General features: G+C 73.0%; 14 protein-coding genes. 10 read left to right on the top strand and 4 right to left on the bottom strand.

Annotation, left to right across the window (positions count from 1 at the left end):
- Positions 1-15: 15 nt before the first annotated feature.
- Together ABZ459_RS40205 and ABZ459_RS40200 are read right to left on the bottom strand one after the other, a co-directional pair.
- Complete coding sequence (locus tag ABZ459_RS40205) at positions 16-891, bottom strand: alpha/beta hydrolase (RefSeq protein WP_357982371.1); 876 nt, start codon at positions 889-891, stop codon at positions 16-18.
- Positions 892-984: 93 nt separating this feature from the next.
- On the bottom strand, positions 985-2,139 hold the full coding sequence (locus ABZ459_RS40200; protein WP_357982368.1) for an ROK family transcriptional regulator: 1,155 nt from the start codon (positions 2,137-2,139) through the stop codon (positions 985-987).
- 252 nt (positions 2,140-2,391) lie between these two features.
- Between ABZ459_RS40200 and ABZ459_RS40195 the strand changes: the two genes are divergently transcribed.
- The 6 genes from ABZ459_RS40195 to ABZ459_RS40170 all read left to right on the top strand — a co-directional run bounded on the left by ABZ459_RS40195 (position 2,392) and on the right by ABZ459_RS40170 (position 9,405).
- Entirely contained in the window at positions 2,392-4,002 is a 1,611-nt protein-coding gene (locus ABZ459_RS40195; protein WP_357982365.1) for a beta-N-acetylhexosaminidase, read from the top strand.
- 8 nt (positions 4,003-4,010) lie between these two features.
- On the top strand, positions 4,011-5,873 hold the full coding sequence (locus ABZ459_RS40190) for an ABC transporter permease subunit (protein WP_357982362.1): 1,863 nt from the start codon (positions 4,011-4,013) through the stop codon (positions 5,871-5,873).
- Between the two features lie 22 nt (positions 5,874-5,895).
- Positions 5,896-7,167: an extracellular solute-binding protein gene (locus ABZ459_RS40185; RefSeq protein WP_357982359.1), complete on the top strand. Its 1,272-nt coding sequence runs from the start codon at positions 5,896-5,898 to the stop codon at positions 7,165-7,167.
- Positions 7,168-7,318: 151 nt separating this feature from the next.
- Complete coding sequence (locus ABZ459_RS40180) at positions 7,319-7,531, top strand: hypothetical protein (protein WP_357982356.1); 213 nt, start codon at positions 7,319-7,321, stop codon at positions 7,529-7,531.
- 14 nt (positions 7,532-7,545) lie between these two features.
- On the top strand, positions 7,546-8,721 hold the full coding sequence (locus ABZ459_RS40175; protein WP_357982353.1) for a serine hydrolase domain-containing protein: 1,176 nt from the start codon (positions 7,546-7,548) through the stop codon (positions 8,719-8,721).
- A gap of 18 nt (positions 8,722-8,739) precedes the next feature.
- Positions 8,740-9,405, top strand: coding sequence for a nitroreductase (locus ABZ459_RS40170; RefSeq protein WP_357982350.1), 666 nt, complete (start codon positions 8,740-8,742; stop codon positions 9,403-9,405).
- Between the two features lie 10 nt (positions 9,406-9,415).
- Here the strand turns inward: ABZ459_RS40170 and ABZ459_RS40165 are convergent, their stop codons facing one another.
- Positions 9,416-10,444: a YafY family protein gene (locus ABZ459_RS40165; RefSeq protein ID WP_357982347.1), complete on the bottom strand. Its 1,029-nt coding sequence runs from the start codon at positions 10,442-10,444 to the stop codon at positions 9,416-9,418.
- 95 nt (positions 10,445-10,539) lie between these two features.
- Here ABZ459_RS40165 and ABZ459_RS40160 point away from each other — a divergent pair, with 95 nt between their 5' ends.
- Positions 10,540-10,938, top strand: coding sequence for a VOC family protein (locus ABZ459_RS40160; protein ID WP_357982344.1), 399 nt, complete (start codon positions 10,540-10,542; stop codon positions 10,936-10,938).
- Between the two features lie 9 nt (positions 10,939-10,947).
- Here ABZ459_RS40160 and ABZ459_RS40155 read toward each other — a convergent pair whose 3' ends face one another.
- Positions 10,948-11,817, bottom strand: coding sequence for an arylamine N-acetyltransferase (locus ABZ459_RS40155; RefSeq protein ID WP_357982341.1), 870 nt, complete (start codon positions 11,815-11,817; stop codon positions 10,948-10,950).
- A gap of 234 nt (positions 11,818-12,051) precedes the next feature.
- Between ABZ459_RS40155 and ABZ459_RS40150 the strand changes: the two genes are divergently transcribed.
- From ABZ459_RS40150 to ABZ459_RS40140, 3 genes are read left to right on the top strand one after another with little or no spacing between them, the layout of a single operon-like run.
- Entirely contained in the window at positions 12,052-12,729 is a 678-nt protein-coding gene (locus ABZ459_RS40150) for an FkbM family methyltransferase (protein WP_357982338.1), read from the top strand.
- On the top strand, positions 12,729-13,493 hold the full coding sequence (locus tag ABZ459_RS40145; protein WP_357982335.1) for an enoyl-CoA hydratase/isomerase family protein: 765 nt from the start codon (positions 12,729-12,731) through the stop codon (positions 13,491-13,493). Before ABZ459_RS40150 ends, ABZ459_RS40145 begins: the two co-directional genes overlap by 1 nt.
- On the top strand, positions 13,490-15,109 hold the full coding sequence (locus ABZ459_RS40140) for a CoA-transferase (protein WP_357982332.1): 1,620 nt from the start codon (positions 13,490-13,492) through the stop codon (positions 15,107-15,109). Before ABZ459_RS40145 ends, ABZ459_RS40140 begins: the two co-directional genes overlap by 4 nt.
- Positions 15,110-15,152 lie beyond the last annotated feature (43 nt).

The following is a 15,152-nucleotide window of genomic DNA, read 5'->3' as shown; positions in this document are numbered from 1 at the left end:
CGGCCGGCGTGCCGCCTAGGTCGTGACGGCCGCCGCCGCCTCCTTGTCGCCGAGGGGTTCGTCGCCGTGCAGCAGCCACTCCAGCGTGGCGGGGGTGGCGTCGAAGTGCCCGGCGTGCCCGGCGTCGGGCTGGACGGTGAGCGTGGCGGTGGGGATGCGGGCGGCGAGCCAGCGGGCGTGCGCGACCGGCACGACCCCGTCCAGCTCGCCGTGCCACAGCCGGACCGGGACGGTGATGGCGGCGGGGTCCAGCCCCCAGGGGCTGCCGAAGAGGGCGATGACGTCGTCGGCCCAGCCGCCGAGGCCGGGACGGACCGCCTCGGCGTACGCGGCCGACAACATGGCGCTGACCTCGGGACGCGTCAGGACGGCGGCCTCGAACGGCGGCAACTGCGGCGGCCCGGACGAGTCCGCCCCCAGGTGGGCGATCATGGCCTCGCGATCCTGGAGGGCGACCGCGGCGCTGCGCCGGTTGCCCTCCATCATCCCGGCCGTCCAGTCCAGCCCTTCGGCGTCGCGCGGGGCCAGCGCCGCCAGCGAGGCGACCCGGACGGCCCGGCCGGGGTGGCGGGCGGCGAACGCCAGCGCGTGCGGCCCGCCGCCGGAGACCCCGTAGACGGCGACCTCGTCGAGGCCGAGCGCGTCGGCCACGGCGGCGACGTCGTCCGCGCCGTCCACCACGCGCCGTCCCGGCAGCGGCGTCGAGCTCCCGAAACCGGGGCGGTCGAAGGTGATCAATCGGATGCCGAGCCTGGTGAACAAGGAGTCGTCGGGGTGGCGGGCCAGGCGTCCCATGGGGCTGCCGTGCAGGTAGAAGACGGGCGTCCCGTCGGGGACGCCCCACTGCTCCACGGCAAGGGCGCGGCCGTCTCGCGTGATCACTGTGTGCACTCCGCCACGGTAGCCATCAGCGACACCCGGGTATCAGTGGTTTCATTCCCGGCGAAACAGACCAATCGCCAGCCGGGGCGGAAACATCCCGGGTCAGCGGGGGGCGGGCAAGGGGGCGTCCGGGGTGAAGTGCTGGTCGTCGAGGCGTGCGACGGCATGGTCGATGGCGCCGGTGACCACGCATTCGTCACCCAGGGCAGAGGCGCGCAGGTCGGGCAGGCGCATGCAGGCGCGTGCCAGGCGGTCGCGCAGCGGCGGCAGCAGCACGTCGGCCGACCGCGAGAACCCGCCGCCCAGCACGACGACCTGCGGGTCGAGCAGGAGCACCATCGCGCTGGTGCCGACGGCCAGGTCGTCGACGTACCGGTCGACCGCCGCCAGCGCCACCGGGTCGCCCGCGCGGGCGGCGGCCAGGGTGTAGCCGGCGGCGTCCGCGGGTGGGACGCCCTCGGGGATGATCGCGCAGCGCTGCAGGTGCTCGGACGCGTCGAACCAGCGCGCCTGCGGCAGCATGGCGATCTCGCCGGACGCCGCGCCGAACCCGCGGTGCACCTTGCCGTCGATGATGATCGCCGCGCCCATCCGGCGGCCGACGTGCAGGAACACCGCGTGATCGACGTCGCGCGCGGCCCCGCGCGCCGCCTCGGCCCGGGCGGCCAGACGGCTGTCGTTCTCGACGAGCACCTCGCAGGGGAACAACCGGCGCAGGTGCCCGGCCAGGTCGAAGCCGGTCCAGGCGGGAATGGCGGCGCAGTACAGGATGCGCCCCTCGGGGGTGATCACGCCGATCGTGCCCGCAGCGAGGATCCACACGTCCTCGATGGTCTTGCCGCCCAGCGCCAGGCAGCCCGCGACCGCCCGTTCGATCGCGGCCAGCCGCTCGGGAAGGGGGGTGTCCGGCTCCACGGGCTGGCGGGTCTCGGAGAGGATCACGCCGTTGAGGTCCGCCAGGGCGGCCCGGATGTTGTGGCCGCCTATGTCCAGCCCGACCAGATGGCCGCTCCCGGCGCGGAACCGGTAGCGGCGGGCCGGCCGGCCGACCGTGCCCTGTGCGGGCGGGGTCTCCTCCACCCAGCCGAGCGTCATCAGCTCGTCCACGACCTCCTTGGTCGAGGGGCGCGACAGGCCGGTCCGCTCGGCCAGGGTCGTCAGCGTCAGAGGCCCGGCGGCGCGCAGTGCCGCGATCGCGGTCAGGGTGTTGAGCTGCCTGAGTCGTGACAGGTCGCCGCCGCGAAGTGTCGGGGCCATCGTCCTCCTAACGCAGGTCTCCTCAATAACTCGGGCTCCAGTATGCCAGCCCGCGGAGGCTCAAAGGTGAGCAAGGGAGGCTGATTCGCGCAGAAATGAGCATTGACCCCTGCTTCGGGCCGGTGCTAGTAATGAAGCGCTCCTTCGTAAAGGAGGTCGGCACGGACCTCCCGCCGACGGGCACCGTCGGTCATGCCCGGGAACGCGCCCAGGGCGAAGAGTCTCCCCCCGTCAGCTCCGAGAGGCCGCTTAATGATCGTCCCCAAGCCCCTGACCTACGAGGCCGGACCGGGCCGCTTCGTCATCGACCGGAGCACCGCGCTCACCGCCGATCCCGCGCTCGGCGAGGTCGCCGCGTGGCTGCGCGGCGAGCTCAGCCAGGTCACCGGCGGCGAGCTGCTGCCCGGCAGCCCGGGACCGGCGACGATCAGGCTCGGCCTGGACGACCTGCCTCCCGACGCCTACCGGCTGACCGTCACCCCCGGCGAGGTCACGCTCGACGCCGGATCGGCGACCGGCGCCTTCCACGGCGCGCAGACGCTGCGTCAGCTGCTGCCGCCCGCCGCCTTCCGCCGGGCGGGCACGCGCGGGCCGCTGGAACTGCCCGCCGTCCACGTGGCGGACCGTCCCCGCTTCGCCTGGCGCGGCGCGATCCTCGACGTGGCCCGGCACTTCATGACCAAGGCGGACGTGCTGCGCTTCATCGACCTGATGGCCCTGCACAAGCTGAACGTCCTGCACCTGCACCTCACCGACGACCAGGGCTGGCGCATCGAGATCAAGCGTTACCCGCGCCTGACCGAGATCGGCTCCTGGCGCAAGGAGAGCCAGGTCGGCTGGCTGGGGGAGATGGACGGCCGGCCGCACGGCGGCTTCTACACCCAGGACGACCTCCGCGAGATCGTCGCCTACGCCGCCCGCCGTCACATCTCGGTCGTGCCGGAGATCGACCTGCCCGGCCACACCCAGTCGGCCATCGCCGCCTACCCCGAGCTGGGCAACCTCGACACCCCGCTCGGCGTGGGCACGACCTGGGGCGTCGGGCACAACGTGCTCAACGTCGAGGACGCCACGATCGCCTTCTTCAAGAACGTGCTGGACGAGGTGCTGGAGCTGTTCCCCGGCCCGTACGTGTGCGTCGGCGGCGACGAGTGCCCCAAGGAGCAGTGGCGGCGCAGCCCGTCGGCCCAGCGCCGGATCAGGGAACTGGGCCTGCGCGACGAGGAGGAGCTGCAGAGCTGGTTCATCCGCCAGTTCGACGACTACCTGACCGAGCGGGGGCGGCGCCTGGTCGGCTGGGACGAGATCCTGGAGGGCGGCCTCGCCCCCGGCGCGGTGGTCGCCTCCTGGCGGGCCGACCTGGGCGCCGTGGCCGCCGCGCGCGCCGGGCACGACGTCGTCAACTGCTCCAACACCGCCGTCTACCTGGACTACCGGCAGAGCGAGCGCGACGACGAGCCGATGCCGTTCCGGACCGTGCTCACCCTTGAGGACGTCTACGCCTTCGAACCCGTCCCGCCGGAGCTGCGCGGCGAACCGGCCGCCGAACGGGTGCTCGGCGCCCAGTGCGGGGTCTGGACGGAGCTGATCGACTCCACCCGGCACGTCGACTACATGGCCTTCCCCCGGCTGGCGGCTTTCGCCGAGACCGTCTGGTCGGGCCCCGAGCGGGACCTGGCCGACTTCCGTCGCCGCCTGGCCGCCCACCTGCCGCGCCTGGACGCGATCGGCGTCGAGTACCGGCGCGAGTCCGGCCCGCTGCCCTGGCAGAGACGGCCGGGGGTGCCCGGCATGCCGGAGGAGCGCGACGAGTGGCAGGCGACGCTCGACTCCTGGACCGCCAACCTCAGGGACGCGCCGTGAGGACGTCCATGACAGGCCGGCTCGCCGACCTGTGGGAGCGCACCGTGCCCTGGCGCTGGCTGACGCCGAGCACGCTGCTCATCGCCGGTGTCGTCGGCTTCCCCGCGCTGTACATGGTCTACATGTCCTTCCTCGACATCAGCAGGATCGGGCTGGTCAGGGGCATGGCGGGGCTGGACAACTACGCCCGGCTGCTCAAGGAGGACGCGCTCGGCCCGGTGGTCGGCAACACGCTGCTGTGGCTGGTGATCGTCGTCGGCCTGACCATGCTGCTCTCGCTGGCGCTGGCGCAGTTCCTGTCCAAGCCGTTCTACGGCCGCAAGTTCGTCCGGCTCGCGCTGGTGGTGCCGTGGGCGACCTCGCTGGTGATGACCGCCACCGTGTGGCGCTTCATCTACGAGGGCGGCAACGGGCTGCTCAACCGGCTGCTGATGGACCTGTCGATCATCTCCGCGCCGGTCGACTGGTACAAGGACCCGGCCACCGCGCTGTACTCGATCATGGCGGTCGGGATCATCACCTCGATGCCGTTCACCACCTACGTGCTGCTGTCCGGGCTGCAGACGGTGCCGCACGACGTGCTGGAGGCCGCCCGGATGGACGGCGCGAGCGCGTGGGCGACCTGGCGGCGGGTGACGCTGCCGATCCTGCGGCCGTCGCTCATGATCGCGTTCGTGCTCAACATGTTGCACGTCTTCAACGCGTTCACGGTCATCTGGGTGATCATGGGCAAGACGGCGGGCACCCACGCCGACACGACCGTGACCTGGCTGTACAAGATCGCTTTCACCGCGCAGCTCGACTCGGGGGAGGCGGCCGCGCTCGGCGTGCTCAACGTGGCCTTCCTGCTGCTGCTCATCCTGGCCTTCGTGCTGGTCCTGCGGCCCCACCGCAACCCGTCGGCGAGCGAGGCGACTCCCGCGCCGGCGGCGGAACGTCCCGCCGAGGAGGCTCCCGGGGCCTCCGGGGCGCCCGTGGCGGCGCCGCGCGGTCCGGTTCCCGTCCGGCGCAGCAGGCCGGTGCTGGTGCGGGCGGGCCGGGGGTGGGCGCGGATCCGTCCCGTCGCGCTGCCGGTCATCGGGTTCGCGGTGGCGCTGTTCTTCCTCGCCCCGTACGCCGCGATGTTGCTGGGATCGCTCAAGACCGACGCCGAGCTGTTCGCCGTCCCGGCCGACTACCTGCCCAGGAGCTGGGCGTGGTCCAACTACGCCGACGTGTGGCGGCGCATCCCGCTGGCCGACTACTTCCGGGTCAGCCTGACCGTCGCGCTCGCCTCGACGGCGCTGGTGCTGCTCGTCGCCGCGCCCGCGGCCTACGTGCTGGCCCGCTCCAGGTTCAGGGGGCGTACGGCGTTCCTCAGCGTGATCCTGGTGACCCAGATGTTCCCCGCCGTCGCGCTGCTCATCGGCCTGTACCGGCAGGCGGTGTTCGTGGACGGCGTGAACAGCTACTTCGTGATCATCGCCATCAACTCCGCTTTCAACCTCGCCTTCGCCGTCTGGATCCTGCACGCCCACTTCGGCGCGATCCCGGTGGAGATCGACGAGGCCGCCATGATGGACGGTCTCGGCAGGTTCCGGATCATGCTGCGCATGATCCTGCCGCTGGCCGCCCCCGGCCTCGTCACCGTGATGATCTTCACCTTCATCCAGGTGTGGAACGAGTTCGTCATCGCGCTGACGCTCTTCAACGACCCGGCGGGCGGCCGCGTGCCGCTCACGGTCGGCGTCCAGCAGTTCGTCGGCCTGTACGAGACCAACTACCAGTACCTGTTCGCCGCGGCGCTCATGGCGATCGTGCCCGCGGTGATCCTGTTCGCGCTCATCGAGAAGCACCTGGTGAGCGGCCTCACCGCGGGCAGCACCAAGTGACCACGAGAAAGATCGGTGTGAGATGACCCCCACAAGACGACGACGGCTCGGCGGCCTGGCCGCGTTCACCGGTCTCGTGCTCGCGCTGACCGCGTGCGGCGGCGGCTCGGACGGCGGCTCGGGCGGCGGCTCGGACGGTGCCGGCCAGAACTCGATCAAGCTGGTCGTGGCCCAGTACACCGAGGGCACCCGGCCCTACTGGGACGAGCTGATCGCCTCCTTCGAGGCCGGGCACCCCGGCAAGAACGTCGAGCTGCAGGTCATCGACTGGGGCAACCTGCAGAGCCAGGTCAACACCATGGTCCAGACCAAGCAGTTCCCCGACATCCTGAACGGCAACGTCTTCGCCGACTACGCCGAGGCCGGCCTGCTGTACCGGGCCGAGGAGGTGGTGTCGAAAGAGGTGCTGTCGGACTTCCTGCCGTCCTTCGCCGAGAACGCCTCCTACGATCGCGTCCAGTACGGGCTGCCGTTCGTCGCCACCGTCAACGGCATGTACTACAACAAGAAGATTCTCAAGGAGGCCGGCCTCGACAAGCCGCCGGCCACCTGGGACGAGCTGCGCGCGGCGGCCAAGGCGATCAAGGCGCTGCCCGGCGGGTACGTGCCGTACGCGCTGGCACTCGGCGCCGAGGCCGGCGGCTACGAGTTCGGCGCCTGGCTGCGGGCCGACGGCGCCGACTGGCGTACCGACGGCAAGTGGACCGTCAACGGCGAGCGCGCCGTCGAGACGCTGCAGTTCCTCAAGTCGCTGGCCGCGGACGGGTACACCCAGCCGAACCCGGGCCAGACCAACCGCCCCGACGGCACCTGGCCGCTGTTCGCCCAGGGCAAGGCCGCCATGGTGTACGCGTCCTTCGGCACCCGGGCCTTCCTGGAGCAGGTGGACAAGGCGGGCATCGAGTACGGCACCGCGCCGTTCCCCACCAACCACGGCGCCGAACCGGCCACGCACGGCATCCAGGACTACCTGATGGCCTTCAAGAAGGACGGCAACCAGCAGCTCGTCCGCGAGTTCCTCGACTACTTCTACCAGGCCGACAACTACACCAAGTACCTCAAGGTGGAGGGCCTGCTGCCGACGACCGCGTCCGCCTCGGCGCTCATGCGGCAGGACCCGAAGGTGAGCCCCATCGTGGACATGGTGGCCAAGGCCCGCTTCGACCCGACGTCCGAGCCGGTCTGGGCGGAGCTGCGCGGCACGCTGGCCGCCGAGCTGGGCGGCGCGCTGGCGCCCGGCAGCGACCCGCGCGCCGTGCTGACCAAGTTCCAGCAGATCACCGACCACTCCTGACCGCCGCACCCGGGCCGTCATCCCGCCGCGCGACGGGACGACGGCCCTACGGGCCCGCACGGCTTCCGCGAGGGAATAGCGGTTTTCCGTAGGAAAAGCGGAGGGACTTCGCCATGGTCGCGGAACGCGGGTGATCCATAGCGTTGGGCGGGTGCTCAGAAACATCGTCGCCGTGCTCTGCCTCGCCCTGCCCCTCGCGTCCGGCCCGGCGCCGCCCCAGGACCTCACCCCCTCGTCGGTGGACGCCTTCGTCACCGGCTACCGCGAGGCGACCGGGCTCCCCGGGGTCGCGGTCGCGATCACCAAGGGCGGGCGGGTCGTGCACGCCGCGGGTACGGCCGGACCGCCTCCGGCGAGCCGGTGACGACCGACACGCCCATGGCCGTGGCATCGGTCAGCAAGTCCTTCACCTCGCTCGCCGTCCTGCAACTGGTGGAGAAGGGCCAGGTCGAGCTGGACAAGCCGGTGCGCGGCTACCTGCCCGAGTTCACCATGGCCGATCCCAGGGCCGCCCGGATCACGGTGCGGCAGTTGCTCAACCAGACGTCCGGCATGGCCGACTCGGCCTTCCACGAGAAGAGCCTGCCCCAGCCCCGCACGCTCGAAGGCGCCGTGGCACGGCTGAGGACGGCGAGGCTCGCCACGGAACCCGGCACCGCCTTCAGCTACCACAACACCAACTACCAGGTCGCCGCGCGGCTGGTCGAGGTGGTGAGCGGGCAGCCGTTCGCGGCGTACCTGCACGCGCACGTCTTCACGCCCCTCGGCATGCGCGACAGCAGGACGGTCGACACCGACCGCGACCTGCCCGGCAGTGCCCGCGGCCATCTGGTCGTCCTCGGCCGGGCCGTGGCCGTGCCGGAGCCGTCCGGGTTCGGCAACGGCTCGGGCGGGATCCTCAGCACCGCCGGCGACATGGGCCGGTGGCTGATCGCGCAGAACAACGGCATCCTCTCCCCTCACAGTGTCAAGGAGATGCGCACGCCGTCCGAGCAGGACGGGGAGTACGCCCTCGGCTGGGAGATCGGCGAAACCGCCCGCGGCACCCCCGTCGTCCGGCACGACGGCGACCTGTTCACCTCCACGGCCGCCCAGCTGCTGATGCCGGAGTCGGGGTACGGCGTCGCGGTCATGGCGAACACCGGGACGGCCTTCGGCGACGCCGGCGCCCTCATGGACGGCCTGGTCGCCCTGATCGAGGGCGGCACACCCGAGATCCCCTCCGCGCCGCCCTACCTCGTCACCGACATCCTGTTCGTCCTGCTGACCCTGGCGACCGCCGGGCTGGCCGTACGGGGCGTGGCCCGCTCCCGGCGCTGGGCCGTCGTGCGCCGGGGGTGGCGGCGGTGGCCGCTGCTGCCGTATCTGGCCCCGCTCGCGCTGTGCGTCACGATCGTCCCGATCATGCGGGTGCTCCTCCGGGGTGGCGACATCATGTGGATCCAGGTGGTCTATCTCTATCCGACGTTCATGATCTGCTTGGTGACGGCCGCGGTCGCGGGCGCGGCGGTGACGGCCGCACGGCTCTACGCCGCGGCCCGCACGGGCCGCTGAGTGGAAGGGCGAGAAGGCATGGACGTGTACGAAGCCGTGGACAGCCGCCGGGCGGTGCGAACGTTCAGCGACGAGCCGGTCCCCAAAGAGGTGCTCGAACGTGTGCTGACCGCCGCGACGCGGGCTCCGTCGAGCGGGAACCTCCAGCCGTGGCGGCTGTACGTCGTGGCCGGGGAGCCGCTGGCCGAGCTGAAACGGCGGGCGACGGCCAGGGCGCGGGCGGGAGACCCGGGTGACGAGCGGGAGTATCCGATGTACCCGGCCGAGCTGACCTCGCCGTACCTGGACCGTTTCGCCGCCGCGGCCGCCCAGCGGTACCAGGCGCTGGGCATCGAGCGTGACGACCCCGACCGGCCCAGGAAGATCGCCGCCCTGAACTCGGCGGCGTTCGGGGCGCCGGTCGTCCTGTTCTGCTACCTCGACCAGGCCATGGGCCCCGGGCAGTGGGGGGACGCGGGGATGTACCTGCAGACGGTCATGTTGTTGCTGAGGGCGGAAGGGCTGCACAGCTGCCCCCAGGTGATGTGGACGATGTACCGCGAGACCGTCAGCCGGACCGTCGGCGCCCATGACGGGCTTGTCCTGTTCTGTGGTGTCGCGGTGGGCTTCGAGAGGGAGGGCGTGCCGCGGCTGCGTACCGGACGGGCGGACCTGGCGGAGACGGTGAGCTTCGTCGGGGTGTGACGCCGGGCGGTCAGGCTCGGCGGGCGCGCGACGCGAGGCGGTCGGCGACGGCGAGGACGAGGTCACGCAGTTCGTCGGGACGCTCGATGACGAACGGCCGGTCGAGCGCGGCGAGCACGGCGGGCAGCCAGTCGAGCCGTTCGGCCCGCAGCTCGACGCGGAACCAGCGCTCGCCCGCCGGCCCCGCCTCCCCGGCGGGCTCGACGGCGGGCTCGACGGCGGGCTCGTCAGCGGGATCTTCGGTGATCTCCTCCACGGTGGCGACGGCGGCGGGCAGGCGGGTGCGGATCTGCTCGGCCGTCCCGTGGATCCGCAGGGTCACCTCGTGCCGGTAGGGCGCGGTGGCGAACCCCGACAGGACGCGCTGCGCCGGATCCGGCCCGGCCGGCGCCTCGAACGAGCCGGGCAGGGCCCGGGCGTCCGCGACGCGGTCGAGGCGGAAGGTCCGGTTCTCGGCGAGGCCGGGGTCCTCGCCGGTGACGTACCAGCGGCCCGCGTGGCTGACGATCCCGTACGGGTGCAGCGTGCGGTCACTGCGCCGGCCGGCGCGGTCGGCGTACCGGATCGAGACGGGCCGGCGGTGGCGTACGGCGTCGGCGATCGTGAGCAGGGTGGCGGCGTCCGGGCCGGCGGGCCCGCCGGGCGGGCTGGTGAAGGCGAGGGATTCCAGGAGCGCGTCGAGCCTGCGGACGAGCCGTTCGGGCAGCACCCGGCGGATCTTCGCGGCCGCCGTCACGCTCGCCGTGTCGCCCGCGTCGCCGGCCGGACGCCGATTGGCGACCAGGCCGAGCAGCACGGCCAGCGCCTCGTCGTCGTCGAGCATGAGCGGCGGCAGGCGGTAGCCGCGGGCCAGGCGATAGCCGCCGTAGCGGCCGCGCACCGACTCGACCGGCAGGCCGAGATCGATGAGCTGACCGACGTACCGCCGCACGGTACGGCCGTCGACGCCGAGCCGGTCGGCCAGCTCGGCCATCGTCCGGACGCCGCCCGACTGCAGCAACTCCAGGAGCGTGAGCACACGACCGGTGGGTTGCGACATGAGGTCAAGCCTATGGCGAATAGTGGACCGAATCTGTCCAGTATTCGTCGTAACGTGCGGGGTGCCAAGAGCTGCACGAACACTGGAGGAACGTCATGAACTTCGTATCGATCCGCATCATCACCGGTGACGTCGCCCGCCTCGCCGGGTTCTACGAGAAGGCCACCGGGACGCCCGCGGTCTGGTCCACCGAGGACTTCGCCGAGATCAGGACCGGTACCGCCACCCTGGCGATCGCGAGCACCCGCACCGTCCCGCTGTTCGCCCCGGGATCCGCTCGCCCGGCCGACAACCACAGCGTGATCGTCGAGTTCCTGGTGGACGACGTGGACCGCGTGTACGAGAACCTGACCGGCCTCGTCACCGACTTCGTCAACGAGCCCACCACGATGCCCTGGGGCAACCGGTCGCTGCTGTTCCGCGACCCCGACGGCAATCTCGTCAACTTCTTCACCCCGGTCACCCCGGCCGCCGCGGCCAGGTCCGCCCGCTGATCAGCGGGGTCAGGCGGCGGGGGTGCGGCGGCGGGACTGCCAGGACAGGTGGGCGTCGTGCACCTTGGTCCACAGGGCCTCGCGTTCGGCGCCGTTGACGTCGTCGAGGCGCAGCCCGAACACCTCCTCCAGGGCCCCGAACCACTCCCGCCGGGTGGACAGCTCCCGCTCGGTCCTGCCGTCCGCGCCGATCCGGCGCAGCATGCAGCCCACCAGGCAGTCGGCCCCCGTCGCGTCGCGCCGCAGCACGACGGCGGCCCGCACCAGGCGGGACTCGGGGGACGTGCACAGGTACGGATGCCACTCCACGAAGTCCCCCGGCTCGGCGGGCGCCCGCTCGACGTCCAGCCCGGCGATGGACCCGCGCGGGTCGTGGTCGAACCGCCAGCCGCCGGGCTCCACGTCCGAGGCCGACAGCCGGAACTCGAACGGCCCCTGCCGGTACGTCCCCGCCCGCAGCGGCAGCGGCTCGTGCAGCCCGTCGCCGAGCCCGATGTCCACCAGCCAGTCCTGCCCGTCGAGGGCGACGGTGAGCGCGAGGTGCGGCGCGAACGACGCCGGCGAGGCGGGCGCCCGGACGGCGGCCTGCACCCCGGCCCGATGCCAGGTGACGTCATAGCCGAGCGCGGTCAGCAGCGTGGCGAACGCCCCGTTGAGCTGCACGCAGTAGCCGCCGCGCCCACGCAGCACCCGCTCGACCGACTCGCGCGGGTCCACGGTGATCCGCCGGCCCAGCTGGACCTCCAAGGTCTCGTACGGCACCCGCTCCACGTGCGCGCGGTGCAGCGCGCGCAGCGCCGGGAGCGACGGCTCGCCGGGGTCGCCGACGTCCAGCCGGTCGAGGTAGGCGTTCAGGTCACGGTCACGAGTTCGCCGCATGGGCCCTCCCTTCGGTCGCCGCGTCCATCGTGGTCCGCCACGCGGCCGGCCCGCACCTCGCGGATTGCTCGCCCGGCGGCGATGCGGGCGGCGAAGCGGGCGGCGATGCGGGCGACGAAGCGGGGCGGCGGGTGGCCGTACCGCGCAATCCACGAGATGCGGTGGCGCGCGGCCGCGACCGACGATGACCACGATGACGCTGCCCTGAGCGGTTCACCGGGAGGAGACGACCAGATGCGCAACCAGACTGTCGCACCGGAGCGGGTGAGCACCCGATGGGAGGATCACCTGCCCGACCTGCTGGACAAGCTGGGATTGCCGGCCGAAGGGGCGATCCAGGTGGGCGCGCACCGGGGCCAGGAGGTGGAGGCACTCACCAGGTGCGGGTTCCGCCGCCTGGTCATGATGGAGCCCAACGGCGACCACCTGCCCGCGCTGCGCGAGCAGCTCCGGCTGCACCACCTGGCCGCCGGGCTGCCCGAGCCCGAGCACGGCCACCCGGCCCGCGAGGTCGTGGCGGCGTGCGCCGGCCGGGAACGCGGCCAGGCCACCCTCAACGTCACCCCCTACGACAAGCAGTCGAGCATGCTGCCGCCGCTGCTGCCCATGGCCGTCGTCCGGCAGGACGTCGTCCCGGTGATCCCCGTCAGCGAGGTGCAGCACGGCTGCAACGTGCTGGTGGTGGACGCCCAGGGCGCCGAGCTGGAGGTGCTGGCCGGGACCGACCTGAGCCGGCTGCGGCTCGCCGTCGTCGAGGGCAGCGTGACGGCCCGCTACAGCGGCGGCTCGACCCTCGACAGCATCGCCGAGCACATGACGGCGCACGGCTGGCGGGAGGTGGCCGCCTGGCCGCACCTGCGTCCCGGCGTCGTGGACGTCGCCTGGCTGGCCCCCTGGCCCACGCCGTTCTGATGGACCGGCCGTCGGACGGGGGCCTGGCCTGCGAGCGCCGCGGGGCGGTGGCCGTCCTGCGGCTCGACCGGCCCCGCGTGCGCAACGCGCTCGGGTCCGGGCTGGTCGCGGCGCTCGGCTCCGCGCTGGCCGAGCTGGACGACGATCCCGGGGTGCGCGCCGCCGTGCTGACGGGCGCGCCGCCGGGGTTCTGCGCGGGTTCGGACCTGAAGGAGCTGTCCGGGATGACGCGTGAGGGCATGGTGCGGCACGAGGCCGACACCGGGCGCGTGGCCAGGGCCGTACAGCATCTCGGCATCCCCGTGGTGGCCGCCGTCGAGGGCTTCGCGCTCGGCGGCGGCTTCCTGCTGGCCACCGGCTGCGACGTGGTGGTCACCGCCGAGGACGCCCGCTGGCACCTGCCGGAGGTGCGGCTCGGCTGGGTGCCGCCCTGGGGCATCCAGAGCCTGGCCGCCCGGGTCGGGCCCGTCGCCGCGCGGCGGCTGGTCTGGGGCGACCGCCCGCTGACCGGGCGCGAGCTGCACGGGCTCGGCGGCGCCGACGAGCTGACCGCGCCGGGCCAGGCCCTGGCGTGCGCGCTGGAGGTGGCGGCGGGGCTCGCCGCGCTGCCCCCGCACGCGGTCGCCTCCGCCAAGCGGGCGCTGACCGACGCGGTGAGCGGGCCCGCCGAGACGCTCGACGCGCGTACGGCCTGGATGTTCGGCGCCGACTGCGCCTCCGCCGCGGCCCGCGAGAGCCTGGCCCGCTTCGGAGCCCGCCCATGACCGCCCCGGACCAGGTCCCGGACCAGGCCCCGGGGGCGGTCGCGGGCGGCCGGACGGGCAAGGTGTGCGGGGTGGCCGAGGCCGTCGCGCTCATCGAGGACCACCAGGCCGTCGCCAGCACCGGCGTCATCGGCTGGCTCACCCCCGACGCCCTGCTGGCCGCGCTCGGCGAGCGCTTCGCCACCACCGGCGCCCCGCGCGAGCTGACCTTCTACTTCCCCTGCGCCACCGGGGACGCCGTCGGCATCGGCGGCATGGACCACGTGGCCAGGAAGGGCCTGATGCGCCGCATCGTGTCCGCCTCGTTCATCAACCCCCGCCACCCGGTGACCGGCGCCCGCCCCGCCCTGACCGAGCTGATCCAGAACGACCTCGTCGAGGCGTACAGCTGGCCGATGGGCGCCGCCATGCACTGGCTGCGCGAGGTGGCCCGGCGCGGCCCCGGCTACCTGACCCGCGTCGGCCTCGGCACGTACGCCGACCCCCGGCACGGCGGCGGCAGGTTCACCGGCCTGGCCCAGGAGGACCTGGTGCAGCTGGTCGAGCTGGGCGGCGAGGAGTACCTGTTCTACCCGTCCTGGCCGCTGCACGCCGGACTGGTCCGGGCGAGCGCCGCCGACCCCGACGGCAACCTGTCCTTCGAGGACCAGCCGCTGTTCTCCAGCGCGCTGGCGATCGCCCTCGCGGTGAAGGCGTGCGGCGGCACCGTGATCGCGCAGGTGTCGCGGATCGTGCCCGCCGGCTCGTCGCCCGCGCGGGAGATGCGCGTGCCAGGGGCGCTCGTCGACCGGGTCGTCGTGGTTCCGGACGCGCCCATGACCACCGGCGTACGGCACGATCCCGGCTATCTCGGGCACGTCCCTGACGCCGTCGCGCGGGTGCCGCGGCTGCCGTCCGGCCCCGACAAGGTGATCGCCCGCCGGGTCGCCAGGGAGGTCAGGCCGGGGGAGACCTCGATCTTCGGGTTCGGCGCCTCCTCCGACGCCGTCCTGGCCATGGCCGAGGACGGCATGCTGGACGACGGCCGCCTGGACGAGCACCTGTTCACCACCGAGCACGGCTCCTTCGGCGGCATCGTGATGAGCGGCTGGCAGTTCTCGGCGAACTACTCGCCGCGGGCGCTGCTCGACGGGCCCTCGCAGTTCGACTTCATCGACGGCGGCGGCTGCCCGTTCGCCGCGCTCGCCTTCGCCCAGATCGACGCCGAGGGCAACGTGAACGTCAGCCGGTTCGGCGCGGCCAACCCCGGCGCCGGCGGGTTCGTGGACATCGCGCACAACGCCACGCGGCTGGTCTTCGCCGGCACGCTGACCACCGACGGCCTCCAGGTGAGCTGCGCCGACGGCGGGCTGCGGATCCAGGCCGAAGGGCGGGTGCGCAAGCTGGTGCCGCGGGCCGGGCACGTCACGTACCGGCTGGGCGAGGGCGTGCGGCGCGGGCAGTGGGCGCGCGTGGTCACCGAGCGGGCCGTCTTCGACGTCACCGCCGCCGGCCTGGAGCTCGTGGAGCTCGCGGCCGGCGTGGACCTGCGCCGCGACGTGCTCGACCAGATCGGCTTCCCGGTCCGCGTCTCGCCGTCGCTCGTCCCCATGGACCCGGCGCTCTTCCGCCCCTGACGGCCGCCCGGGCAGCACACGGGGCGACCGCGGCCGGTCCCGG

The sequence above is a fragment of the Nonomuraea sp. NPDC005692 genome, assembly GCF_040631115.1.
GTDB lineage: Bacteria > Actinomycetota > Actinomycetes > Streptosporangiales > Streptosporangiaceae > Nonomuraea.
Note: the sequence above shows the minus strand (reverse complement) of the source record. Positions and strands in the feature narration are given on the sequence as shown.

Coding starts and splice junctions, on each gene's coding strand:
- ABZ459_RS40200 (WP_357982368.1), bottom strand. CDS start 2,139: ATGGCCCCGACACTTCGCGGCGGCGACCTGTCACGACTCAGGCAGCTC.
- ABZ459_RS40195 (WP_357982365.1), top strand. CDS start 2,392: ATGATCGTCCCCAAGCCCCTGACCTACGAGGCCGGACCGGGCCGCTTC.
- ABZ459_RS40190 (WP_357982362.1), top strand. CDS start 4,011: ATGACAGGCCGGCTCGCCGACCTGTGGGAGCGCACCGTGCCCTGGCGC.
- ABZ459_RS40185 (WP_357982359.1), top strand. CDS start 5,896: ATGACCCCCACAAGACGACGACGGCTCGGCGGCCTGGCCGCGTTCACC.
- ABZ459_RS40175 (WP_357982353.1), top strand. CDS start 7,546: ATGGCCGTGGCATCGGTCAGCAAGTCCTTCACCTCGCTCGCCGTCCTG.
- ABZ459_RS40170 (WP_357982350.1), top strand. CDS start 8,740: ATGGACGTGTACGAAGCCGTGGACAGCCGCCGGGCGGTGCGAACGTTC.
- ABZ459_RS40165 (WP_357982347.1), bottom strand. CDS start 10,444: ATGTCGCAACCCACCGGTCGTGTGCTCACGCTCCTGGAGTTGCTGCAG.
- ABZ459_RS40160 (WP_357982344.1), top strand. CDS start 10,540: ATGAACTTCGTATCGATCCGCATCATCACCGGTGACGTCGCCCGCCTC.
- ABZ459_RS40155 (WP_357982341.1), bottom strand. CDS start 11,817: ATGCGGCGAACTCGTGACCGTGACCTGAACGCCTACCTCGACCGGCTG.
- ABZ459_RS40150 (WP_357982338.1), top strand. CDS start 12,052: ATGCGCAACCAGACTGTCGCACCGGAGCGGGTGAGCACCCGATGGGAG.
- ABZ459_RS40145 (WP_357982335.1), top strand. CDS start 12,729: ATGGACCGGCCGTCGGACGGGGGCCTGGCCTGCGAGCGCCGCGGGGCG.
- ABZ459_RS40140 (WP_357982332.1), top strand. CDS start 13,490: ATGACCGCCCCGGACCAGGTCCCGGACCAGGCCCCGGGGGCGGTCGCG.